Origin of the sequence: Paenibacillus rhizoplanae, from assembly GCF_042684125.1 — a bacterium.
Classification (GTDB): domain Bacteria; phylum Bacillota; class Bacilli; order Paenibacillales; family Paenibacillaceae; genus Paenibacillus_AQ; species Paenibacillus_AQ rhizoplanae.
Map to the genome: position 1 here is coordinate 61,313 of NZ_JBHUKY010000021.1, position 24,088 is coordinate 85,400.

23 protein-coding genes are annotated in these 24,088 nt (G+C 54.7%); 19 read left to right on the plus strand and 4 right to left on the minus strand.

What is annotated here, in order from left to right:
- Positions 1–7: 7 nt before the first annotated feature.
- The 5 genes from ACFSX3_RS10505 (at position 8) to ACFSX3_RS10525 (ending at position 5,093) form a co-directional block, all read left to right on the plus strand.
- A complete protein-coding gene (locus ACFSX3_RS10505; RefSeq protein ID WP_209985393.1) occupies positions 8–2,014 on the plus strand; it encodes a GGDEF domain-containing protein in 2,007 nt (668 codons plus the stop codon).
- A 139-nt stretch (positions 2,015–2,153) separates the two neighbouring features.
- Positions 2,154–3,014, plus strand: coding sequence for a hypothetical protein (locus tag ACFSX3_RS10510; RefSeq protein ID WP_209985394.1), 861 nt, complete (start codon positions 2,154–2,156; stop codon positions 3,012–3,014).
- A 97-nt stretch (positions 3,015–3,111) separates the two neighbouring features.
- Entirely contained in the window at positions 3,112–4,227 is a 1,116-nt protein-coding gene (locus ACFSX3_RS10515; RefSeq protein WP_209985397.1) for an aminopeptidase, read from the plus strand.
- 139 nt (positions 4,228–4,366) lie between these two features.
- Positions 4,367–4,609, plus strand: a complete 243-nt coding sequence (locus ACFSX3_RS10520; RefSeq protein WP_036695008.1) for an HPr family phosphocarrier protein — start codon at positions 4,367–4,369, stop codon at positions 4,607–4,609.
- A gap of 181 nt (positions 4,610–4,790) precedes the next feature.
- The gene (locus tag ACFSX3_RS10525; RefSeq protein WP_036695007.1) at positions 4,791–5,093 is read left to right on the plus strand and encodes a YlaN family protein; all 303 of its coding nucleotides are present in this window, start codon (positions 4,791–4,793) and stop codon (positions 5,091–5,093) included.
- A gap of 147 nt (positions 5,094–5,240) precedes the next feature.
- Here ACFSX3_RS10525 and cax read toward each other — a convergent pair whose 3' ends face one another.
- The gene (gene cax, locus ACFSX3_RS10530; RefSeq protein WP_209985400.1) at positions 5,241–6,311 is read right to left on the minus strand and encodes a calcium/proton exchanger; all 1,071 of its coding nucleotides are present in this window, start codon (positions 6,309–6,311) and stop codon (positions 5,241–5,243) included.
- 154 nt (positions 6,312–6,465) lie between these two features.
- Between cax and ACFSX3_RS10535 the strand changes: the two genes are divergently transcribed.
- Positions 6,466–6,831, plus strand: a complete 366-nt coding sequence (locus ACFSX3_RS10535) for an Asp23/Gls24 family envelope stress response protein (RefSeq protein WP_036695005.1) — start codon at positions 6,466–6,468, stop codon at positions 6,829–6,831.
- 92 nt (positions 6,832–6,923) lie between these two features.
- On the opposite strand, the gene ftsW is transcribed toward ACFSX3_RS10535, so the two are convergent.
- Together ftsW and ACFSX3_RS10545 are read right to left on the minus strand one after the other, a co-directional pair.
- On the minus strand, positions 6,924–8,192 hold the full coding sequence (gene ftsW, locus ACFSX3_RS10540; protein WP_209985403.1) for a putative lipid II flippase FtsW: 1,269 nt from the start codon (positions 8,190–8,192) through the stop codon (positions 6,924–6,926).
- Positions 8,189–8,536 carry a YugN family protein gene (locus ACFSX3_RS10545; RefSeq protein ID WP_209985406.1) on the minus strand — a complete coding sequence of 116 codons (348 nt, stop codon included), beginning with the start codon at positions 8,534–8,536 and terminating at the stop codon, positions 8,189–8,191. The genes ftsW and ACFSX3_RS10545 overlap by 4 nt, the downstream gene beginning before the upstream one ends.
- Positions 8,537–8,776: 240 nt before the next feature.
- Here ACFSX3_RS10545 and ACFSX3_RS10550 point away from each other — a divergent pair, with 240 nt between their 5' ends.
- From ACFSX3_RS10550 to ACFSX3_RS10610, 13 genes are all read left to right on the plus strand, one after another.
- The gene (locus ACFSX3_RS10550) at positions 8,777–9,958 is read left to right on the plus strand and encodes an amidohydrolase (RefSeq protein ID WP_209985409.1); all 1,182 of its coding nucleotides are present in this window, start codon (positions 8,777–8,779) and stop codon (positions 9,956–9,958) included.
- Between the two features lie 64 nt (positions 9,959–10,022).
- Complete coding sequence (locus ACFSX3_RS10555; RefSeq protein ID WP_209985412.1) at positions 10,023–10,457, plus strand: CBS domain-containing protein; 435 nt, start codon at positions 10,023–10,025, stop codon at positions 10,455–10,457.
- A gap of 71 nt (positions 10,458–10,528) precedes the next feature.
- Positions 10,529–12,241, plus strand: coding sequence for a DNA repair helicase XPB (locus tag ACFSX3_RS10560; protein ID WP_209985416.1), 1,713 nt, complete (start codon positions 10,529–10,531; stop codon positions 12,239–12,241).
- Positions 12,241–14,358 (plus strand): helicase-associated domain-containing protein, encoded by a 2,118-nt coding sequence (locus ACFSX3_RS10565; RefSeq protein WP_209985419.1) that lies wholly within the window; start codon positions 12,241–12,243, stop codon positions 14,356–14,358. Before ACFSX3_RS10560 ends, ACFSX3_RS10565 begins: the two co-directional genes overlap by 1 nt.
- Positions 14,359–14,404: 46 nt before the next feature.
- Positions 14,405–14,842: a YlbF family regulator gene (locus ACFSX3_RS10570; protein WP_209985421.1), complete on the plus strand. Its 438-nt coding sequence runs from the start codon at positions 14,405–14,407 to the stop codon at positions 14,840–14,842.
- A gap of 42 nt (positions 14,843–14,884) precedes the next feature.
- On the plus strand, positions 14,885–15,148 hold the full coding sequence (locus ACFSX3_RS10575; protein WP_036694997.1) for a YlbG family protein: 264 nt from the start codon (positions 14,885–14,887) through the stop codon (positions 15,146–15,148).
- 163 nt (positions 15,149–15,311) lie between these two features.
- Positions 15,312–15,791 (plus strand): MarR family transcriptional regulator, encoded by a 480-nt coding sequence (locus tag ACFSX3_RS10580; protein WP_209985424.1) that lies wholly within the window; start codon positions 15,312–15,314, stop codon positions 15,789–15,791.
- 160 nt (positions 15,792–15,951) lie between these two features.
- Positions 15,952–17,202, plus strand: coding sequence for an MFS transporter (locus ACFSX3_RS10585; protein ID WP_209985427.1), 1,251 nt, complete (start codon positions 15,952–15,954; stop codon positions 17,200–17,202).
- 127 nt (positions 17,203–17,329) lie between these two features.
- Positions 17,330–18,238, plus strand: coding sequence for an EAL domain-containing protein (locus tag ACFSX3_RS10590; protein ID WP_209985430.1), 909 nt, complete (start codon positions 17,330–17,332; stop codon positions 18,236–18,238).
- Positions 18,219–19,187, plus strand: coding sequence for a GGDEF domain-containing protein (locus ACFSX3_RS10595; protein WP_209985433.1), 969 nt, complete (start codon positions 18,219–18,221; stop codon positions 19,185–19,187). The genes ACFSX3_RS10590 and ACFSX3_RS10595 overlap by 20 nt, the downstream gene beginning before the upstream one ends.
- Before the next feature lie 118 nt (positions 19,188–19,305).
- Positions 19,306–19,743 (plus strand): hypothetical protein, encoded by a 438-nt coding sequence (locus tag ACFSX3_RS10600; RefSeq protein WP_209986352.1) that lies wholly within the window; start codon positions 19,306–19,308, stop codon positions 19,741–19,743.
- Between the two features lie 84 nt (positions 19,744–19,827).
- A complete protein-coding gene (locus ACFSX3_RS10605; protein ID WP_209985436.1) occupies positions 19,828–20,727 on the plus strand; it encodes a selenium metabolism-associated LysR family transcriptional regulator in 900 nt (299 codons plus the stop codon).
- Positions 20,728–20,795: 68 nt separating this feature from the next.
- Positions 20,796–21,707: a PHP domain-containing protein gene (locus ACFSX3_RS10610; RefSeq protein ID WP_209985440.1), complete on the plus strand. Its 912-nt coding sequence runs from the start codon at positions 20,796–20,798 to the stop codon at positions 21,705–21,707.
- Between the two features lie 378 nt (positions 21,708–22,085).
- Here the strand turns inward: ACFSX3_RS10610 and ACFSX3_RS10615 are convergent, their stop codons facing one another.
- A complete protein-coding gene (locus tag ACFSX3_RS10615) occupies positions 22,086–23,972 on the minus strand; it encodes an Rqc2 family fibronectin-binding protein (protein WP_209985443.1) in 1,887 nt (628 codons plus the stop codon).
- Positions 23,973–24,088 lie beyond the last annotated feature (116 nt).

Sequence of the window (24,088 nt, forward strand, 5' to 3'; positions counted from 1 at the left end):
CCTCTTTATGTCAGAGCAGGGGGCATACGGCCATAAGGATCGGGACAGCCGTATGCTGTTACAGGACAAGAGGCAATCAGGCGGAGAACATGAAGATCCCGCCGCCTGGCTGAGGGAGACGGATATCGTATCTCACGATTTCCCCTACGCCGCCAGCTTAATTGCCGAGAGCTTCAGGGAATGGCTGGGACAGGGAGTCCCCTCCTTCGCGAAGACCTGGAACTGGTGTGTACTGAATTATGAAGGTGATTGGATTGAGCCTGGCTCTGAATTCCGGCAGGGGCGCTGGAGAGCAGATTGGGTAGAAGCGGGGGGAATCTGCCTGCAGACAGGTGGCATACACGCCGCCGAGGTTCTGGAGGAAGGACAAGCCTATACACTGCTGGCTTTGCCGGTATTTACGCGCGGGCACCGGGAGATATTTGCTGTGCTTGGCTGCAGGATGCCGGCAGATCAGTACGAAATGGGCGGAAGGCATACGGCCGAAGCGATGTCGATGCATTTCCAGACCTGTTTTTATCACCGGTTTGAACATGTGTTTGTCTCGGATCTTGCGGGTATTCATCTGCATACCGAGCGTGAGGGCAGCCGCCGTTCGCTGCTTTTTCAGATTGTTCAGCGCATGCATGACAATATCGATGTAGATGCCGTGCTGACTGAGGTTATTGACAGTATCGCGGCGATGTATCCCGGGGCGCGCCTTGATCTCTTCATGTCCCAGGATCACCGCAGCACGCATCCTCAGGTCAAGCCGCTTCCGCTGAAATGGGCGAGCAATGATGTCTGTGCCCGGGCCTTCAAGGATGGGCGGGTTATGCTTCATACCGGGCGTGAAGAGAATGGGATCATAGAGGTAGGCCTTCCGCTCGGCGGCAAGCAGGGGGTATACGGTGTGTTTCATATGATAATGGACAAGGCCTCCTTCCATGAGCTGGATCTCAGCTTCCTGACTATGGTCGCGGATACCGCCGGTACAGCCTTTGAGAACGCGAAGCTGTATGAACGCTCCAACCAGCTGATCAGGGAGCTGAGGATGAGCAATGAACTTACCCAGCGGCTGAATCAGAGCCTTAGGCTTGGTGATATTTTTCAGTTTGCCTTTGAAGAGCTGCTGGCCATGTTCGAGGCGGATTATTGTTGTATCCTCCATAAGAATGAAGAACGCGGCGGCCTTGAGGTTATAGCCTGCAACCATCTGCCGCTGCTGGGTGAAATGGTGGAGTCCGGTCATGGACTCGGCAGTCAGGTCTATGTTACCGGAGAGCCGCTGCTGCTCTCCGATTACAAGTATGCTGCGGGGCAGACTTCAGCGTTGATGGATGCTACCGGCTCACAGTCGCTGATCGCTACTCCGCTTAATGTGGGCGGGGAGGTGCGGGGGGCCATTATGCTGGCGCATAAGCAGGCCCACTTCTTCTCCTATGACAGCTACAGGCTGCTGCAGGCGATGGCTGGTCATATCGGGCTGGCTGTCGGAAATGCGAGACTGCATGCCGAGGTGCGCCGCCTGGCGAACCGTGATACGCTGACCGGTCTCTTCGCCCGCCACTATCTGGATGAAGAGATTAAGCAGCGGCAGTCCAGTGATTTTTGCGGAACCCTGATTGTGGTGGACATCGACCAGTTCAAGATGGTGAACGACACCTATGGACATCAGAAGGGGGACAAAATCCTGAAGCAGGTCAGCGACATCGTGAAGACCTCGATCCGTCAGGGAGATGTCGCAGCCAGATGGGGCGGGGAAGAGCTTGCGGTCTATCTGCCGCAGCTTGGAGTGCAGCAGGCCAAATTTGTAGGGGAGCGTATCCGCAAGCGTGTGATGGGAGAGACGGAGCCGCGAGTGACCGTCTCCTGCGGGATCGCCGAGTGGAGCTGGACCGATGACCGGGTCAGCGTTGAGTCTCTCTTTTACCGGGCGGACATGGCGCTCTACGAAGCCAAGAACAACGGGCGCAACCAGGTAGTAATCGATAACAAAACCGTAGAGAACAATTCGAAGAATCCTTGGGCCTAGGTCTTAAGGATTCTTTTTTGTGCAAATAATAAGGCCGCAAGTCCGTTTCCGCTTGTCCCGGCGTATAAGCCCTGCATTCAGGGAGAACCTAGGTAGAATGCAGGTACACTCTAGTTTTTGCGGAAAGGGCTTGATGGCCATGATGAAATTGCTGTGCGCCCGCACGGGAATCCTTGTACTGCTGATGCTCGGCAGCCTTCCGTTCAGCGGGTGCGTGATGATGAAGGACAAACCGGCTGCGGAGGACTTGAATCTGGTTATGGCGGGGATGGATGGCAGTGACGGGGTGTCCTTTGAAGGGGCGGCTGCTCTGCTGATCGACGGGAAGACGGTCCCGGAGTCCTCGCTCTACTATGGAGGGAAGGTCGCGGATCATAACCAGATTAGCCTGTATTCGCTCCTGCCGGACGGGGGGCATCCCGCTTCTGCGGCGGAATCGGGTCCGCATCCTCTGAAGCAAAGCTCGGGAGATGCGCCCGTCTATTATACCCGGATGGTGAAGGAGGACGGGAAATGGACGATGAAGCAGGCCTCTCCGGCCTTGGATGGCAGCAATCCGCTGGAGGCGTTGAACCCGCTGCGTCAGCTGGAAGAACTGGAGAAGCTGGACAAGAAGGTGACGGAGGAAGCAGGCAGCGCGAGAGGAACCCGGGTCCTGCGGATTGAATTAACGGCACAGGAGGCGCGCAAACAGCTCTCGGCAGAGCTGGAACAGAAGATGCTGGTGATCAAGCCGGCTGCACGAAGAGACGCTGCGGCTGCTGACACTCACGCTAAGGCACTTGAGGCAAAGAGTGCACTGTGGGAACAGAAGCAGGCGGAGCTGCAGCAGAGGCTGAACCAGGCGGATATCCGCACGGTGTATTATCTTAAGGTGGACCCGAAGCGGAATCTGCCTACCCGGCTGACCCGGAACCGCACCCTAACTTATCCCGGCAAGGCCGGAACGACTACGGAAGAAGCCTATATTACACAGGTGGATTTTTACGGTTATAAGTGAGTCCTTCCCTTCCCGCACATGGCTTGCGCTCTATGACAGGCGTGCTACAATATAACGGTATGTTTATTTTCAGCAAGAGGAAGGAAGAGAGAGACCAATGAATGATCCACGGATTCAAAAGCTTGCGGCGAACCTTGTAGGTTACTCCGTAAACGTACAGCCCGGCGAGAACGTGCTCGTCGAAATGATAGGCAGTGAACGAGATTTGATCAAAGCCGTTGTGGAGGAAGTAGGGAAGGCCGGAGGCCGTGCATTTGTGCAGCTGACCGACCGCACCGTTCTGCGCAGTATGCTCAAATATGCAACACCTGAAGGAATTAAGACCTGGGCGGAGATCGACCTGAACCGGATGAAACAGATGGACTGCTATATCGGCATCCGTGCCGGTGAGAATGTAAATGATTTGTCCGATGTGCCGGAAGAGAACATGAAGCTTTACAACTCCCTGTATTCCCACCCGGTACATAGCGAACAGCGCGTTAAGCACACCAAATGGGTGGTGCTGCGCTATCCTAACGCCAGCATGGCCCAGCTTGCCAACACGAGCACTGAGGCTTTCGAGGACTTTTACTTTGAAGTCTGCAATTTGGATTATGCCAAAATGGACAAGGCCCAGGATTCGCTGGCTGAGCTTATGCGCAGAACCGACAAGGTGCGTATTGCAGGTCCCGGAACAGACCTCACGTTCTCTATCAAGGGAATCGGAGCGGAGAAATGCTCCGGCCAGAAAAATATTCCGGACGGAGAAGTGTACAGCGCGCCTGTCCGCGATTCCGTGAATGGAACGATCAGTTATAATGCCGCATCGATCTATAACGGGGTAACCTTCGAGAATGTGAAGTTCACGTTCGAGAACGGCCGGATCGTAGAGGCTTCCAGCAATGATACCGCGCGGCTGAATGAAATTCTGGATTCCGACGACGGCGCACGCCATATCGGCGAGTTCGCCATCGGCTTCAATCCGTACATTCTGCATCCAATGAAGGATATTCTGTTCGATGAGAAAATTGCCGGCAGTCTGCACTTCACACCCGGCCAGGCTTATGATGTAACGGACAACGGCAACCGTTCGTCTATTCACTGGGACCTCGTTCTCATTCAGCGTCCCGATTACGGCGGCGGCGAAATTTACTTCGACGATGTGCTGATCCGCAAGGATGGAATTTTTGTGGTGCCGGAGCTGGAAGGTCTGAATCCGGAGAACTTGAAATAAAATGGTATCAAAGCGGTGATTTCAAAACACACAAAGGCTTGTTTCCAAGAAACACCTTGCGTGAGTAAGCGGATTCAATGTATCATGGAATGGGTAACAAGTGAACATAAGTTTATAATCAAGTTGCGGAGGGATTCCTATGTCCAACAATGCGGCAATCGTGGATATTGCACAGACAGCAAGCCAATTTAATTCATCTATCGTTCTTCAAGCGGACAACAAGTACATTGATGTTAAGAGCATCCTGGGCTTGTTCACTACCCTGGTATCCAGCCAAAGCTACGAGCTGCATGTACATGGCACAGATGCCGAGGAAGCCAAGAAAGCCATGAGCGAAGTTTTCGCCAAACACAATTTGAATTTCACAGTAGTAGCAGAGTAATTCAAGATTTTCCTCAGACGTCCGGCCTTGCGGCTGGGCGTCTTTGCTATGGAACCAGGTGATTTTGCAGGAACTTCGGCAATAACCCAAACTGAAATCTTGTATTAGGTCCTAATTTCGACTAATATTAAGAATAATAAGCATTAGCAGCTGTAACTTTTGGACATGGGGGGGAAAATGCATGACTTCATCGGATTTGCAGGAACAGCTCAATATCAAAGCAATCAATCTTCTTCAAGAAGATGCCGATAAAATTCAGAAGCTCATTGAAGTACAGATGGAGAATTTGGCAACCCGTTACTGCCCTCTCTATGAGGAAGTGCTGGATACCCAGATGTACGGCTTCTCCAGAGAGGTCGATTTTGCGGTCAGAGCAGGGCTGGTGCCGGAGCTTACCGGCAAGCAGGTGCTGAGCAAGCTGGAACGTAATTTAGCTGTATTGTACGAGGCACTGAACAAGAAGGCTGAGGAGCGGGAGATGTAAGTCCCGGTCATCAAGTGGAAACGGCATTGCCGTCCTTGTAAAGGACGGTACCGTTAATTCTTATATTTTCAACAAAACGCACACGAAAGACCCGGGGGTCGATCATGTGCGTTTTTTTAAATGGAGCTATAGGGCCTCAGAAGGGCCTCAGACCAGATAAAACGATACACCGAGAATCAAGTAGACCGCCAGCAGCAGGAGGCCTTCGTACCAGTTGGTAGAACCATCCTGGATAATCGATTTGGCGATGAACACCGATACGGCAATCGCTACGATCTCAATTGTGGTGAAGACAATCGACATGGTGTTGCCCATGAAGTAACTGGCGAAGATCAGCACCGGAGCCACGAATAGGGCAATCTGCAGACTGCTTCCTACGGCGATCTCCACGGCGGCTCCGATCTTGTTCTTCATGGCGAGCATAATGGCAGCGCTGTGTTCCGCGGCGTTACCGATAATCGCTACGAGGAATGCGCCGACGAACAGCTCGCTGAAGCCGAAGCGTTCGGTGAGAGTCTCCAGCGTCCCGACCAGCCATTCACTGACGAAGGCGACCATCACTGTGGCAAGGACCAGATAGAGGATCGAACGGTTCCTGGACCAGACGGGAGCATGCTCATTCGGCAGCTCTTCCGCAGTGTCGTCTGTAACATCCGCCAGGTATTTCTTGTGTGTAATCATGGAGAAGACCAGCCAGGCGAGGTAGGCGGCAATCAGCAGGCCGGCGACGACCAGGCTTAGGACATCGGTGTCTTTCTCCGTGATGGAGTGGGTGTTGAAGAACATAGCCGGGACGAACAAGGCGATGACCGCAACAATCATCAGCGAGCCGTTCAGACCGGCGAGGGTGACATTGAAGTTCTGAACCTTGAACTTCATGCCCCCGGCAAAAATACTCAGTCCGAGAACGAGCAGCAGGTTACCGATGATGGAGCCGGTCAGACTCGCTTTGACCATGTCAAACAGTCCTTCCTTGACCAGGAAGAAGGCGATGATCAGCTCGGCTGCATTGCCGAAGGTAGCGTTAAGGAACCCGCCAAGCCGCTGTCCGGCATAGTGGGCTACGCTCTCTGTTGCCCGGCCGAGGAAACCGGCCACGAAGATGACTGAAACGGCGGACAATACGAACTGAAGGGTATGATCCCAATTCGCATAATGCCCTATGGCGCTAAGGATGAAGCTGATGACTAGCAGCGCCGGTGAGATCCATTTTTTCAAGGGTAAGCACTCTCCAGTCTCTATATGTAGGTTGATTTCATAATCAATATACCCAAATTGTTCCTGACTGTAAACGGGGGTGCGAGAAAGTCATTTGCTTTTTAGCCCGCTTTGGAATTACAATAATTGATAATGAGAGTAGGGGGGATATGGCATGGCAGAACAGCTTCAACTTGAATTGGGAAATATACGGATATCGAATGACGTTGTCTCAAAAATTGCCGGCCTGGCTGCGCTTGAGACTCCCGGAATTGCAGCCATGTCTGGAGGTTTGTCAGAGGGCTGGGCGAAGCGCCTGAGCGGCAAGAACGTGCAGAAGGGTGTAACTGTCGAAGTTGGCCAATTGGAAGCTGCAGTAGATCTTCGTATCATCGTACTGTACGAAACGCCGATTCATGAAGTGTGCCGCATGCTTCAGCAGAATGTCCGCGAGGCCGTGGAGAGTATGACCGGGCTTCACATCGTAGAGGTTAACGTTAAGGTCGAAGGCGTAGCCTTCAAGAACGACGAGATTTCTTAAGCACAATTATATTAGGCATCCATGCAAAAGGCAGTCCGGATATCATCCGGACTGCCTTTAAATTATCTCGACCCTCAACTGTATGTAGCCTCTTAGCGTGCACGGGTGCCGGCACTTCTGTTGTTGCGCACCTGTCTGACGGTAGTCACAGACTTCACGACTTCCTCCTTGGCAGGACGGTTGGTCTCCCGTGAGATGCTGAGCATGATCCCCATGCAGAGCATGGTGACGAGCAGGGAGGAGCCGCCGTAGCTGATGAAGGGCAAGGTGACCCCGGTCATCGGGATCGTATTAGTGACACCGCCGATGTTGATGAAGGCCTGAATGGCGATGAGCCCCATGATTCCGATACCGACCAGGGTGCCGAAGGGATCGGTACACCGCAGTGAAATCAGAATGCCTCTCCAGATAAAATAGAGATAGAGCAGGAGAAACAGGGCGGTCCCCACAAAACCCAGCTCCTCGCCGATTACGGAGAAGATAAAGTCGGTATACGGATAAGGCAGATAATGCAGCTTCTGGATGCTCTGGCCGAACCCGGAGCCTTGTGTGCCTCCTTCGCCAATGGCGATCAGGGATTGCATGATATGATAGCCGTTGCCCGAGGCATCTTTCTCCGGATCAAGGAAGGCTTCAATACGGCCCTGACGGTAATCTTGCCTAATCTCTGCCTTCTCGGTGTGCGGCGACAGGGAGTCAATGGCGGTCTTGGCTCCCCAGACGAGAGCCACGCCCAGAATCAGTAGGCCAATCGAGCCCATAATGTGCTTCATACTGGCGCCGCCGGCATAGATGATCAGTCCGCTGGTTGCGACAAGAATCATACAGGAGCCGAAGTCCGGCTGGAGCATAATCAGTCCAGCTACGATGCCGACGATAATCATGACCGGGATATACCCTGTCCGCAAATCGCGCAGGCGTTCGCCTTTTTTGGTGATCAGGGCAGCCAGATAGAGAATGATGGAGATCTTGGCCAGCTCGGTAGGCTGAATCCCAAGGGTTCCGATACTCATCCAGCTCTTGGCGCCGTTAATCCCCTCGGTGGTTGCTACGAACAGCAGCAGGACGAGTGTAATCACGAAGATCGGGGCATACCATTTCTTGAATTTGCTGTAGTGGATATTCATTACCACGAACATGATGAAGCTGCCCAGCACAGCCCAGATCAGTTGTTTTTTTACGAAGAAAAAGGCATTATTGCTGTATTTCTCGCTGGCAAGGGTTAAGCTGGAGCTGGAGCTGAACACCATAAGCAGGCCGAAGCCCACGAACAGCAGGGTGAGAATAAGTAACTGGAAATCGGGCGTTCCTCTTTTGGGCGGGCGGGCTTTGGCAGCCGTTTTTCCCTTGGCCGTACTCAAGCTCCCAGCAGCGCTTTCAATTCATCAATATGCTTCCGGGCGGTATCTAGCACCGGCTGAGGCACTGGAGATTCATATTCCAGTCCATGGGGAAACGTTGTTTTGCCCAGATAGACGGCTTCAATCGCCAGCACCGCATCTGACTTCTCCAGCTTCCCTTCCACAGCACGGGTATTAATGCGCAGGAAGTATTCGCCGCCATCCTTGTGGTCTTCTATCTTGCAGTCATAAGTCGCGCGGTAGTATTCCCATTGCCATCTGATGAATCCTGCCTTGGTTGCACTCTCGTCGAGATAAAGAAGGTCGCTCTTCAATCCTTCGAGGCCAGTGTTCTCAAATATCATAGCGCACAACTCCCCTTAATGAAGTATAATGATTCATTTGTAATTAAAATTTGCTATTGTTCTTCCTCATGATAGTCTGTTTCCCGGGGTTGTGCAAGGTAGAACGGGCTGATTAATACCCACTTTTTTGCGTTTCTGCTACAATAAAAGAAAGTTGGCAGGCTGCGGAGTGAGCAGAGGTGAAGCGCTCGCTCCGCAGGCTTATCCGCAGGATGCTGCCTGAGAAGGGAATGGAGAATAATGGAGAGGTTAGAAATCGAGGAGCTGCTCCCGGAAATGGTCAAATGGCGCCGCCATCTGCACCGTCATCCGGAGCTGTCCTATCAGGAGAAGGAGACCTCTGCCTATGTTAGGGCAAGGCTCACTGAGCTGGGGATTGAGATCAAGTCGAGCGCAGCGGGCTATGGACTGACAGGTATACTTAAAGGCCGGGAGACTGGAAGAACGGTAGTCCTGCGTGCAGATATGGATGCGCTGAATATTACGGAGGAGAGCGGCCGGGAATATGCTTCACAACAGCCCGGGGTGATGCATGCCTGTGGTCATGACGGGCATACCGCCATGCTGCTGGCTGCGGCAGCGTATTACAGCTCCCGCCGGGAAGATCTAAAGGGGGAGATCCGCTTTCTGTTCCAGCCGGCGGAAGAGGTCTGTCCCGGCGGTGCAGTGGGCATGATTGCGGAAGGCGTGCTTGCGGGTGCAGACGCCGTCTACGGATTGCATCTGTGGACGCCGTTCCCGCTCGGGACGGTAGGCAGTGCGCCGGGGCCGCTAATGGCTTCCGCCGATGAGTTCTTCATTGATCTGATCGGCCGTGGCGGACACGGCGGCATGCCCCACCGCACAGCAGACAGCATTGTGGCCGGTGCTGCACTGGTCACTGGACTGCAGACGATTGTCAGCCGCAACGTTGATCCGCTGCGTCCTGCTGTGGTCAGCGTGGGAACAATTCAAGGCGGTTCTGCCCAGAATATCATTGCCGAGCGCTGCCGGATTACGGGAACGGTGCGGGCATTCGATGAAGAGACGCGGCATCTGATCCGCCGCAGAATCGAAGAGATGGCGGTTTCCGTGGCCGCAGCCTATGGCACAGAGGCGAAGGTGGATTATCTGATGGGGTATCCGCCGCTGGTGAATGACATTGCTGAATATGAGCGCTTCGCCCATGTGGCTCCTGAAGCGCTGGGTACTGATGCCCATGTGATGCTGATGGAGAAAATTATGCCGGCGGAGGACTTCTCTTATTATGTTCAGGAGATTCCTGGCTGCTTCATCTTCGTGGGCGCGGGCAATGCGGCCAAGGATGCCGTCTATCCGCATCATCACAGCAAATTTGATTTCGATGAGGATGCCATGCTCTATGGCGTGAAGCTGCTGGTCGGTATGGCCGACTCCTGTCTGAATGACTCATTATCCGTATAAATGTTACCGCTCCAGGAAAAACTACTCTCAAATGCCATGGTAACGTGGACAGGAGGGTTCGTTCTTGAAGACAGTCAAAGAAGTGATGACCGCGCATCCGGTGTCGGTTACTCTGCTGGACAATATCTATGAGGTTGCCGTCGCTATGAGAGATAGCGGGACAGGCTTCATTCCTGTGGTAGATTCGGCTGACGGGGCAACGCTAATTGGTGTGATTACGGACCGCGATCTGGTCATCCGGGGGTATGCGGCCAAGCATCCCGGCTCCACAGCTGTGGAGACAGTCATGAGCCGGGAGGTCGTCTCCGTTCAGGAGTCCGCCTCCGTGGAGGAAGCAGCAGAGCTGATGGCTTCTGCACAGATCCGGCGCCTTCCCGTGACGCAGGGTAAGAAGCTGATCGGAGTAGTCTCGTTAGGCGATTTGGCAGCAAAGCGAATGTTCGCAGATGAGGCTGCGGAGGCGCTCCACGAAATCTCACAGCGGCAGCAGCTGCATTAATAGAATGACGAATGGCTCATATCCGTTAGCGGAGGTGGGCTTTTTCGTTTCACACACAAGGAGGGAAATGGATGAACGGAGCAGGGGAGTGTCCATGTATTACACGGAACGACCGGACGATTCTGCTGGAATGCGGACATCCGGGATTTGAGGAGGCGCGGGCGGTTCTAAGCGGATTCGCCGAGCTTGTCAAAAGTCCTCCAGCCTACCACACTTACCGGATCACGCCGTTGTCTCTATGGAACGCCGCTGCCGGGGGACAGACTGCAGCAGAGGTCATTGAAGGACTGCGCAGGCTGTCCAGGTGGGGTATTCCTTACGAAGTGGAGGGGGAGATGGAGCTGCTGATGTCCCGTTACGGAAGCTTGCACCTGCATGCGGATGAAAGTGATCCGCAGGTTGTTTCGTTAACCGCTGACCGGGCGAGTCTGCTGGATGAACTGGATGACTCTCAGGAGCTGAAGGAGCTGGGCCTGCGCCGGGCCGGGGAGCTACATAGTCATTGTCCGAAGATGAACCGGGGTCTACTGAAGCAGGAGCTGACCAGACTGGGCTATCCTGTTCTTGACTATGCCGGGTACCGGGACGGGCAGAAGCTGAAGTTAGCCTGGCGGGAGTCTTTGGGGGGGAATGGCGAAGAGAGCAGCGCCGAATTCAGGCTCCGGGATTATCAACGGGAAGCGGTCCGCCAATTTCAGGGGACCAGCGGACACGGCGGCAGCGGTGTAGCCGTGCTGCCCTGTGGGGCAGGCAAAACAGTTGTCGGTCTTGCAGTATTAGAGCAGCTGCAGTGCGAGACACTGATCCTGACTTCGAGCACGACTTCTGTAGAACAGTGGCGCGGGGAGCTACTGCAGCGGACCACACTGAGTGCAGATGAGGTCGGGGAATACACAGGAGAACACCGGGAAGTGCGGCCTGTAACCGTTGCGACCTATCAGATGCTGACCCACAGGCGCTCCAAGGGAGGGCCGTTTATCCATATGAATCTGTTCCATGAACGGAATTGGGGGCTGATTATCTATGACGAGGTCCATCTGCTTCCGGCGCCTGTCTTCCGGGCGACTGCAGATATTCAGGCTACGCGGCGGCTGGGGCTGACAGCAACGCTGGTCCGGGAGGACGGTCGGGAGGGGGATGTGTTCTCTCTGATCGGCCCGAGATGCTACGACCTGCCCTGGAAGGTGCTGGAGCGGCAGGGATGGATTGCAGCTGTCGATTGCATCGAGGTCATCGTTCCGATGAACCAGAAGCTGCGGCAGCAGTATATGTATGCCGGAGCGAAGGAGCAGTTCCGGCTGGCGGCAGGCAATCAGGCCAAGGCGCAGGCCGCAGCGCAGATTGCTGCGGCACATCCCGCAGCGTCGATTCTAGTGATCGGCCAGTACCTCGACCAGCTGGAGCAGATGGCGCTTGCGCTTGCGGCCCCGCTGATCACGGGCAAGACTCCGCAAAAGGAACGGAACGCGCTCTACGCTGCTTTCAATGAAGGCAAGCTGCCGGTGCTAATCGTCTCCAAGGTGGCGAACTTTGCTGTGAATTTGCCGGATGCCTCGGTGGCAATTGAGGTATCCGGCGCCTTTGGCTCCCGGCAGGAAGAAGCTCAGCGGCTGGGCCGTATCCTTCGCCCGAAACCCGGGGATAACCGGGCGTATTTCTACACTCTGGTCACGGGAGACAGCCGGGAGCAGGATTTCGCCCTGCACCGCCGGATGTTCCTTACGGAGCAAGGCTATGAATACGGGGTACGAATGCTCGACCCGGCGGAAGGAGCTGTTCTGTGATGAGACTGGAACTTACAGATGATATTTGCAAGCTGTCTGCGGATGCCTGTGAAGTGCTGCTGCGGATAGCGGCAGAGCATGCGGCTTCACCATGTTCAGCGGATTCTGTAGAGCGGCTGCGGCCTGACTTCCTGTGCCGGGCGGAGCAGGTGCTGGCCCTGGAGGAACTGCTTCTCACAGGGATGCTGGAACTGCGGCAGAAGGTGTGGGGCGAGCGGTTGTATCAGATTCCGCAGCAGCAGTATCCCTTGATCCTGCGGAGCTTCTGGGCAGGCTGCCCCCAGGTGCAGGTGGAGGGAGCAGTCCGGGTTGAGCATGCGGCTTGTTCAGAACTGGCAGGGGAGATATTTCAAGGGCTACTGTTCATAGCACAGGAAGGCCTGCCCTTGACGTCTAAGGGAGTGATACATAAGAAGCAGCTCAGCCGGTTAGCCGGACTACTGTCCATGCCGGAGGATCATCTGAGCCTCATCCAGTCCTCTTCCGGTCGGCAGAGCTATCCGCTGCCAGTTGCGATAATGATTGATCTGCTGAGCGTACTGGGGCTAATTGCCCGCGACAGCAGCGGATATGGGTTAGACAGACCGCTGCTGCAACGCTGGCTGGCTCTCACCGCACAGGAGATGACGGATACACTTTACACCTTGGTAATCAGCCGTTACGGTGCCCCGCTGCCTGAAGAGCAGCATTTCAGACAGTTGCTCTCGGCAGCGGAGTTTAGGCCGGACGAGTGGTTTGCAGTAGCGCCTGTTCTAAGCTGGATGAGACAGAGTGGTCTTGCCGGGGAGCAGCTTGTGCCGGGGGCGGCAGAGACAGCCTCAGCCCCAGCCCCAGCCCTTAATCAGGCTGCACTTGCCTGGATTCGCCTTCTGGCCGCTTTTGGCTGGTGTGAGCTGGGGTCTTCAGCGGAAGGGGAGGCGTGCTTCCGCTGGAAGACATTGAAGCCGCAGTTGACCAGGTATAGCCTAGGAATAACCCCGCAGAATCAAGCGGGGGCAGAGGAAGCGGACAGTGGCCCAGAAACAACCAGCCGTACCCAAAGCACATCCGCCAGCAATCAAGCAATCCTAGACAGCACCTCCGAAGCTCCAGATACCGTCCTCAGCCCGCAAAGACCCGCTGAAGCTGAAGCCGCAAGCAGCCCGCTGCCGCAAGCCCCGGCTTCAGCAGCCCCCGGCTTCATTATTCAGCCGGATTTCGAGGTGCTGGTACCGCCGGAGGTCCCGTATACAGTCCGCTGGACCTTGGCCGGGTGTGCGGAGCTGCTGCATCACGAGGATCTCTGGAGCTTCCGGCTGACGCGGGAGCGGCTCGAAGCCGCAGCGGACCAGGGCCGCGCTCCGGGTGAAGTGATCTCCTGGCTGAACGCCCATGCCGCCGGAGGATTGCCGGAACAGGTCGAGCTGGCGCTCCGCCAGTGGGCCAGAGCGATTGGACGGACCGAGCTGGCGGAGGTTCTTCTGCTGTCCTGTGCCGGAGAGCAGGAGGGCGAGGATATTGCCGCCCATCCCCGGCTGCAGGACATCGTTACCCGGATCGGCCCGCTCCACTTCATCGTCCGGCCGGAGGCTGCCGTACAGCTGCGCAAGGAGCTTGCAGCCGCCGGTCTGACGCCGTCCGTAAAGGATGGGGATCTGAACGGGCCTGTTCCCCATCCTCAGCTGTTCGAACCGTCCGGGTCAGCGCAGCGTTACGAGCTTCCTGCCGCAGCCGGGGAACGGGGCCTGCTGGGAACGGGACCGTCCCCGAAGCTCCTGCCGCTGGATAGAGGCGGCCCCCCGATGCTGGAGCTGCCGGGTGAGGAGGCCGTGCCGCAGATGTGGTTCAATCAGTGGAGGCAGTATCATATCACCACAGCGCAAAAGGTAATGGAGCAGGCCCTAAGCTGGGGAATCAAGGTCCGGCTCTCCTACGGGGGCAAGGCGGCAGACTTCATTCCTGAGCGGATCAGCGGACGTCCATGGAAGGTAAGGGGCATTCTGCTGCTTCCGGGAACGGAGACGGCAGAGGAGATTGAGCTTGCAGCGGAGGACTGGCAGGAAATTCAGCTGCTGCATCCGCTAAAAGCCAGAAATTCTTCTTCTGCTGGGGCGGGCGGATATGTTATGATAAGGTAGTCTATCGCTGCGGTAGAACATTAAATGCAGAAAAGAGTTGAAGTTCATGAGCGTAGCGGAATTAAATACGGTTGATATGGCCGAAGTGCTGACATACGCCTATGAATTAGGCGATATGATTAATCAATCCGCAGAAGTGTCGGATTACCTATACTGGAAGGGACAGGTGGATACCCATCCCGAAATCCAGGCCATGATCAAGCGGCTGCAAGGCAAGAAGGAGCTGTTTGACGAGACACAGCGGTTTGGTCATTTTCACCCGAACTATCACTCGGCCAAGGATGAGGTGGATGCCGTAGAGCGGGAGCTGGAGCAATTCGAAGCGGTGGTCCGGTTCAAGAATGCGGAGAAGACGCTGGATGATATTCTTCATTCCATGTCTGAGGCGATCGCGTTCTCGGTCTCTGACAGCATCAAGGTTCCCAGCAATGATCCGTCCCCCAAGGGCGGATGCGGCAGCGGCGGCAAATGCTCCTGCGGATAAGCTGACCCATGAGGAGATAGAGAAAGAGAGGCGGATGAGCTTATGTTTGCGGAACGGACAGGTTATATCGTATGGGTTAGCGACGTTAAGGCGGCGCGCAACCTGGAGAAGTACGGCACACTGCACTACGTTTCCCGTAAAATGCACTATGCGGTAATGTACGTCAATGCGGAGCGCGCTGAGGAAGTCATGAAGAATGTCCGCAGACTTTCTTATGTGCGCAAGATTGAGCGTTCGTACCGCAATGAACTGAAGACGGAGTATACCAGCAACGGACCGGACAAGTCCAAGTATTACGGTCTGTAGTTCAGGGATAATGGTTATTTAGACAGGCGCCGCTGGCGTCTGTTTTTTTAGAAATATAAGAGCGTATAGGTTTCACGCTATACATTATCCTTCTATTTCTCGCCGAAACGGTACCGTCCTTTACAAGGACGGCACAGCCGTTTCCACTTGAGGGGGACCAGCAATGAACAAAGAGGAACAGGTTTTAACCGCTTTCCGGGAATTATTTAATAAGATGAGCTGGCTGAACAAGTCGAAGATGGAGACCAGTCTTAAGGGCAATAAACCCTCTGAGGTGCACTGTATTGAATACATCGGACGACATGCAGACGCCAACGTGACCAAGCTTGCAGAGGCCTTGTACATGACCAGAGGGGCTATAAGCAAGATTACACGGAAGCTCCTGCACAAGGGGCTTATCGAGAGCTACCAGAAGCCGGAGAATCAGAAGGAAATCTATTTCAGGCTTACCCGTCAAGGGAAGGCTGTATATCAGATCCATGACGAATTGCACCAGGAGTTCCGGGAGCGGGATAGAGCTGTGTTTGAGCAGGTGACCGACAGTCAGTATGCCGGTATGCTCAGCTTCATGGAGAACTACAATAGGCATTTGGATGAAGAGATTAAGAAGCAGGAGCTGGAGAACAGCTCGGAAGAAGATTAATTTCCCCTATATACTTCAGGCAGAATATTTCAGGCAGAGCTACCTTCACCCGGCAGGGTGTTTTTTTATGCTTATTATTTTGTTTCCTTGGAATCAAAATTGTGTTACAGTGATATTGTTTCTTAGGAAACAAATCATAAATTCTAAGGAGAGAAGATGCATGTCCACATCCAGAACCGCGCACAATCAAGATCAACCTTCAGAACCTAAAGTAGATAAGCACGCGCTCATATTCGGACTAATCTCAGTATTTTTATGCGGAATAGGCTTCAGTATCATAGCTCCCGTAGTCCCGTTCCTGGTCCAGCCTTACATCAGCGATCCGGGAAAACAAGCGGTAATGGTTACCCTGCTGACTTCAGCATATGCGGCCTGCCTGTTCTGTGCGGCTCCTGTACTTGGTGCACTAAGCGATAAATACGGCCGCCGTCCTCTGCTTCTGCTATGCTTGCTGGGTTCTGCTGCCGGGTACTTCATATTTGGCCTTGGAGGGGCTTTATGGGTGCTGTTCGCCGGGCGGATCATCGAAGGAATTACAGGCGGGAGCATCGGTACAATCTTCGCTTATTTTGCAGACATTCTTCCGCCGGAGCAGCGGACCAAGTACTTTGGCTGGGTGAGTGCGGTGGTAGGGGCCGGGACTATTATCGGTCCGTCGATGGGCGGGCTGCTGGCCAAGTTCGGGTATTCGGTGCCCATGTATGTTGGCGCAGCCGTAACCTTACTGAACGTGGGTTATGGCTTCCTGTTCATGCCGGAGAGTCTGGAGAAAAGTAAGAGACTGAAGGTAATCCCCTTAGTCAGACTGAATCCCTTCTCGCAGCTTGCGAATCTGCTGTCCATGAAGAACCTCAACAGGCTGTTTATCTCCGCATTCCTGCTGTGGATACCGAATGGATCCTTCCAGGCTATTTTTTCACAGTTCACGTTGGATAATTTCAGCTGGAAGCCGGTTATCATCGGACTGATGTTCTCCATCATGGGCTTGCAGGATATCCTGTCCCAAGGATTCATTATGCCGAAGCTTTTAAAAAGATACACTGATAGACAAATAGCCCTCCTCGGAATGTTCTCGGAAATTGCGGGCTACGCGCTGTTTGCACTTTCTGCCTTGTTCGCCTTCTATCCTCTTTTTATCGCGGGGATGTTTATCTTCGGCTTCGGCGATTCGGTCTTCGGGCCTTCGTTCAACGGAATGCTGTCCAAATCTGCCGCAGCGGGCGAGCAGGGACGGGTTCAAGGGGGCAGCCAATCGATTCAGGCACTGGCGAGAATGATCGGGCCGCTGATTGGAGGACAGCTCTATGTATCACTGGGACCGGCCGCACCGGCATTCATGGGGATGATCCTCATTGGGGCGGCAATCCCTGTGCTGTATGCGATTAACCGGGCCGGAGCATTGTCGAAATAAGTCGTTAATGTGAAAAAAATGCGCAGAAGGCATTGCCCCGTCCCGAAGTTTATCCCTGCTTAATAATTCCAATCTATGCTGAGGAGAGCGTTATTGAATTCACGAAGACAAACATACGGGGGATTAGATGAATAAGACTGGGACCCTGTCCCGCAAGCTTGCGGCCCTGCCGCAATATCTACGGTATATGAGCGGGAGATTCAGGGATGAGGTTCAGGAGCTGGGCAGATTATCTGTGCTGCTGGATATTATGGAGCATGAATTGCTGAATACCTACTTTCAGCCGATTCTGCATTTAAGGAGCGGGGAGACGCTGGGACATGAGGCGCTGAACCGGCCGCCCGCTTCGCCGCAGTTTCCGAGCACGGAGCATTTTTATGATTTTGCCGGACGGACGGATCAGATGTTCCGCTTCGAGCAGTACTGCCGGAGAATGTCGCTGTCCCGGTACGTGGAGCGGCTGCCGGAAGCAGAGGCCGGGAACGGAGAGCTGCTGTTCGTGAATGTGCAGCCCGGTGTACTGTATGATCCCCGCTACAAGAGCGGAGAGACAGTGGCCTATCTGAAGGAGCTGGGGCTTGCGCCAGAGCGGATCGTCTTCGAGCTGACGGAACGTCAGGCGGTACAGGATTATATCCGCTTCGAAAAAGTGCTGTCCCATTACCGCGAGCAGGGCTTTCGCATTGCTGTGGATGATGCCGGCTCCGGCTACAACAGCCTCAAGACGCTGGTCTATCTGAAGCCGGAATTCATCAAGCTGGACAAGTCCCTGATCCGGGGAATCCATACCAGCAGGGAGCAACAGGAGCTGCTCGGGCTGGTCAGGGAATATGCCGACCGCTCCTCCACCCGGGTGATAGCCGAGGGGATTGAGACTGCGCCGGAGCTTCATTTTTTACAGATGGCGGGTGTGGAATATGGTCAAGGCTATGCGCTTGGGAGACCGGCTCATCGGCCTGAGCGTGGCGCATTTCCGTCCCATGTGCTCCAGTATCCAGTCAAGGGAGGGTGGAAGCATGTTTCTTCAGATCGGTGAAATCGCTGAACAAATCCCGGATATTTCGATTCATCATAAATGCGGGTTTGTGGACCAGATTTTTAAAAGCAATTCCCAGCTCCAAGGCGTAGCCGTAACGGAAAATGGGCGTACCGCCGGATTGATTATGAGGATCAGCTTTTATCAGAAAATAGGCACTCTGTACGGGTATACCCTCTATATGGGCAGACCTGTAGAGCTGGTGATGGACAAAAATCCGCTGGTGGTGGACTATAACATCCCGATTATCGAGGTAAGCAGGCAGGCGATGTCGAGGCAGGACGAGAATCTGTACGACTATGTGATCGTGACTCATGAGAAGGCTCTGTTCGGCGCGGTTAGCGTACGGGATCTGCTGCTTAATTTCGCGGAAATTCAGGCGGTGGCTGCCAGCTTCCTGAATCCGTTAACGGGGCTGCCGGGGAATATCAGCATTACCGAGTGGATGGTGAAGACGCTGTTGCAGGATGAATTCAGCGTACTCTACATCGATCTTGACCACTTCAAGGCGTACAACGACACCTACGGGTTCAAGGAAGGCGACCGGATGATTCAGGCCACTGCGGAGCTGCTGAAGCATGAGGCGCTGCGGATGAACGGATTCCTGGGACATATCGGCGGGGATGATTTTATTATTTTTATCAGCGATTATCACTACGAGGAATGCTGTAGAAGCATCATCGCGGCGTTCGATACGGCGGTTAAAGATTTCTATCATGCCGGGCATCTGGCTCAGAAATATGTGCTGACCGAGAGTCGTTCGGGACAACTGGAGGAGATACCGCTGGTCTCGATCTCGATTGCCGTGGTTACGAACCGCAGCCGCCGGTTTGCTTCCATTGAACAGCTGTCTGTAGAGGCGGCCCGCTTCAAAAAAAGCTGCAAAATGATCAGAGGCAGCAGCTACGTCGATGACAGCGATATCAGTGTTTACTGGACGGGCAGCTGAGGTTTCGCCCTGCCGGACTCCCGGGGATGGCGGTATGCTTGAACAACGGTCGTCAATGCGGTAAGATTGACAACAATAAGAGCATGCCAAGACCCTTTTTACGTGGAGTGTGATGACTATGCAGGGCAAGGGGATGGACTGGTGGGGGGTGTACGAGCCCTTCCACATCATGCTGAATAACTACGGGATTGCTGACATCGTCCTGACCCGGCATGCGAAGAGCCGTTATGCGGACCGGGTAGCTGCTGAGGATAGCGGGAAAGTGGAGGTGACCGCCTGGATCTGGCAGGCCCTGAAGCAGAACCGGCTGAAGCCTTACTCGAACAGTGATTATAATGCCTATCTGATCGACAATGATACGGTGATTGTGGTTGATTTCAGGCAGCTTGAGGGCGTAACGACCCTCTCCGGAGAGCCGCTGTATGTCATGGTAATCGTGTCTTTTCTGGGCAAAATATCGGTGACTCCGCAGCTCCGGGATCTCAAAAGGTACTATTCCTGGCTGCGCCATACCCGGCGCATGAAGCTGTCCAAGAAACGCCGCAGGCGCAAGTAAGGTACTTTGAACGAGGGAGGCATGCGGCTTAGGGCTGCGTGCCTTTTTGCTTGAAATCCGGATTAGCGAAGGAGTCAGTAACGTATGAATTTTCATCAGCTTCATATTTTCTATACCGTGTCCGAACGGGGCAGCTTCTCGGCGGCGGCGCAGACTCTGCATATGACCCAGCCTGCGGTGACGATGCAGATTCAGGCGCTTGAGGACTATTTTGGAACCAAGCTGTTCGACCGTTCCACCAAAAAAATCATACTCACCGAGGCCGGCCTCACGCTGATGCCGTTCGCGGTGCGCAGCATGCAGCTGATGCGCGAGACGGATCAGGCGATGTCAGCCTTCACCCACATGCTGGAGGGCCGCCTGATGCTTGGAGCCAGCCTGACCATCGGCGAATATGTGCTTCCCCGCCTGCTGGGGCCTTTCGGCAAGGAATATCCGAATATCTCGATTATGATGAAGGTGATGAACACTTCACAGATTATGGATGAGATTCACAAGCATCAGCTGAATTTCGGGCTGATTGAAGCGCCGGTCTCCCACCCGGACATGGTGATTGAACCGGTCATGGGCGATGAGCTGAAGCTGATCGTTCCCGGGGAGCATCCGCTGGCCGTTCAGGCGGAAGTGACGCTGGCGCAGGCGCTCGCCTATCCATTCGTGCTGCGTGAACGCGGCTCGGGCACACGGCGGGTGATGGAGGAGCAGTTGGAGGCTAATGGACTTGACCCTGCGGCGATGCAGATTGTGATGGAGCTGGGCAGTACCGGGGCGGTGAAGTCGGCGGTTGAGGCGGGGCTGGGGATTACGATCATCTCGACCTCCTCGGTCAAGCATGAAGTGGCGCTCGGCCTGCTGAAAATTGTTAATCTGACGGATGCTTCCTTCAAACGGCAATTCTACGCCATTCATTTGAAATCGACTTTGCTGCCAATCTCGGCGGTTACCTTCCTGAGCTTCCTGCGCCAGCATGCAGGCGGACAGTAGCGGATAGGAACAACTGCGTATATGTATAGGAAAGCGTGTAAACCTAATTGAAAGAATGGAGGAATTCCATGACAGAGCATAAAAGTCATAGTTGCTTATCTGAGGCTGCGTTAGGTACGGCGGGTCTTGCCGATACAGCCGGCAGATGTGATCTGCACACCCATACTCAAGCCTCGGACGGCATGCAGCCGCCGGCTGAGAATGTACGGCTTGGCTATGAGGCTGGATTGACCGCAGTAGCCATTACTGACCATGATACAGTCAGCGGGATAGCGGAAGCGTTGGAAGCAGGCAAGCGGTACGGGATTACTGTGGTTCCCGGTGTTGAGATCAGTACGCGGCAGGGCGGCAAAGAGATCCATGTCCTCGGTTACTACATCGACACGGAGCAGGAGCTGCTGCTGTCCCGCCTGGAAGAGCAGCGAAATACCCGGCTCGGGCGGAATGAAGCGATTCTGGAGAAGCTGCGCGGACTGGGTATTGCGATCACCCTGGAGCAGGTAGTGTCAGGGCTTGGCCGGGAGCTGAAGCCGGATGAGAGCATCGGCCGCCCGCACATCGCGGATGAGCTGGTCCGGCTGGGCGCAGCCGTGGATATGCGTGCTGCCTTCGACAAGTATCTGGGCGAAGGTGCAGCGGCCTATGTCTCGCCTCCGCGCATTACACCGGGGACCGCCTGCGAGTGGATTCGTGAAGCAGGAGGTGCGGCGGTGCTTGCCCATCCGGGAATTTACGGGGATGACGAATTGGTGCGCAGCATCGTGGAGCAATGTGATCTGGACGGTATCGAGGTGTATCATTCCGACCATGGCCCGGCAGAGCATGAGCGCTACCATGCACTTGCAGCGGAATTCGGCCTGCGGGTTACCGGCGGCTCGGATTTTCATGGTGCGCGGCAGGGCGTTGTTTTCCATGGGGATATCGGCAGTGTGAGTGTGCCTGCTGCTGTGCTGGAGCAGCTTAAGGCTGCCAGAGGCTGACAGCAGGACACAGCAAAGAGCGCAGGATACAAAAACACAAAACGCCAGACACAAGACACAAGACACAAGACACTAAAAACCTCCGACTCTTAGCGCACGCGCTACAGGACGGAGGTTTTTTGGTAGGAGCAATCCTTACTGTTAGTAAAGCGCATGATCAGTAAGAGGAAACCAGCCAAATGTATTCGGTTTTCCGCACATATTTGGCCGATTACCTTCACGCGAGCGCGATGTGTTCGGTTTTTAGCATGCATTTGACCAATTACCTACGCGCGAGCGCAATGTGTTCGGTTTTCCGCACATATTTGACCCAAGTGGCCTCATCATGCCCACTCCACTAATTCGCTCGGGTAATGTGATTGCACATCTAACTTGAGCTTAACTCCGCAGCACATTTGGCAGCTGCTTGATCCGCTCTTCATCCGGTGTGACGAACAATGTCTGCTGATGATCGTAGATGACGAAGCCCGGCTTGGCACCGCTCGGTTTGCGCACGTAACGGATCAGAGTGCAGTCCACCGGCACGCTGCTGGATTGCTTGGCCTGGCTGTAATAGGCGGCGAGCTGGGCGGCTTCCTCCAGGGTGGCATCGCCGAATTCCTCACTGCGGATTACTACGTGCGAGCCAGGGATATCCTTGGTATGCAGCCAGGTATCGTTCGGCGCGGCGAGCCGATTGGTGACATATTCGTTTTGCAGATTGTTTTTGCCGACATAGATATCCACCCCTTCAGAGGAAGTGAAGACCTGCAGCGTGGGTCTGGTTACTTTCTTTTTCTTTTTGCCTTTTTTGCTGCGGTCGCGCAGATAGCCTTGGCTGACCAGCTCCTCGCGGATCTCCTCAATGTCATTCAGTGAAGCGTGGGCCAATTGCTGGAGCAGCAGCTCCATATAGGCGATCTCTTCGTGCGTCTTCTTGACCTGCTCACCGATCACCCGCAGGCTGTTCTTGTACTTGTTATATTTCTTAAAATACCGCTGGGCATTGTCCGTAGGACTTAGCAGCGGGTCAAGCGGAACGGTAATCTCCGCTTGATTCTCATCGTAGTAGTTTACTAGTTTTGCTTCCTTGTCGCCTTTGTTCACGGTGTGCAGGGAAGCGAACAACAGCTCGCCCCAAATCCGAAACTGGTCTGCATCCTCGGCTTCGTTCAGATCCTTTTGCAGGTTGGCCAGCTTCTTGATGTTCTTGCTGCGCTCATTGCTGAGGAAGCGGATCAGGTCGCTAACCCGCTGCTTGACGGTGTCCTTCTCCGCCTTGTCCCCGTAATAATCCTCCAGGCACAGGCTAATGGAGCTGTAATGCTTCACATTGCCGCTCATCAGCCTCAGTGGAATGGCGGAGAAGACCGGCTTGCCCTTGGCATTCCAGCCGGTGACCGGAGCGAATTCCTGCTTCGTGACTGGCTCCATGACGGAATGGAAAGCTTCCCATAGCTGTTCAGGCTTATCCAGCACGCTGCTGTAATCCTCAGCTTCGCCGCCTATCTCCTTATACCGGTAGAGAATTTCTCCGGCGATCAGCGGACTCAGGCCGCTGAAGGCATGGACCAGCCAGCCGGACGGATCCGCTGAAGGGGCAGGGCCGCCGGAGCCGTCAGCCTGCGGTGCCTCAAGTGAGGCCAGCAGTCCGGCGATCTCGCCCTCAATCATATCCTCCTCCGGCTCCTGCGGATGCTCGGCGGCGTAGCGGGCCGCTTCCTCTGCCGAGGTCATCAGGTTGAGGAAATCGGGTTGGCTGATCTGCAGGGGATTCAGCTTATGCTGCTGCGGCGGCTGGGTATAGGCCGTTCCCGGCATGACCACCCGGTAGCTGCTGATCGATGGGGTGACATGATGAATGCCGTCGATAATCGTCCCCGTGGCTAACTCTGTAAGAATGATGTTGCTGTGGCGTCCCATCAGCTCAATGATGATTTTTTTGGCGGAGACATCGCCGAGCTCATCCCGGGTTCTGATGGTGATATGAATAATCCGTTCAAGGCCCACCTGGGTAATACTCTCGATGGTGCCGCCTTCACAATGCTTGCGCATCAGCATGCAGAACATCGGCGCTTCCGCCGGGTTGATGCTGCTTCGCTCGGTCAGGTGCAGCCGGGGGTATGTCGGATTTGCCGAGAGCAGCAGCTTGCCGCCTCCGCCCGCACCGCGCAGGGTGAAGATGAGGTCATGTGTGCTGGGTTGATATATTTTGCCGATACGTGCACCGATGAAGGGCTGAAGCTCATGCACGATCGCTTGGGTAACAATGCCGTCTAATGCCATGATAAAGTTCTCCTGTCGCCTAATAATAAAGTACTCCCTCTATGATGCCACACTTTCACCGGTTCGCGCAAAAGGAAGCCGCCGGCGGTGATATTTTGGGACGACCATGAATACAC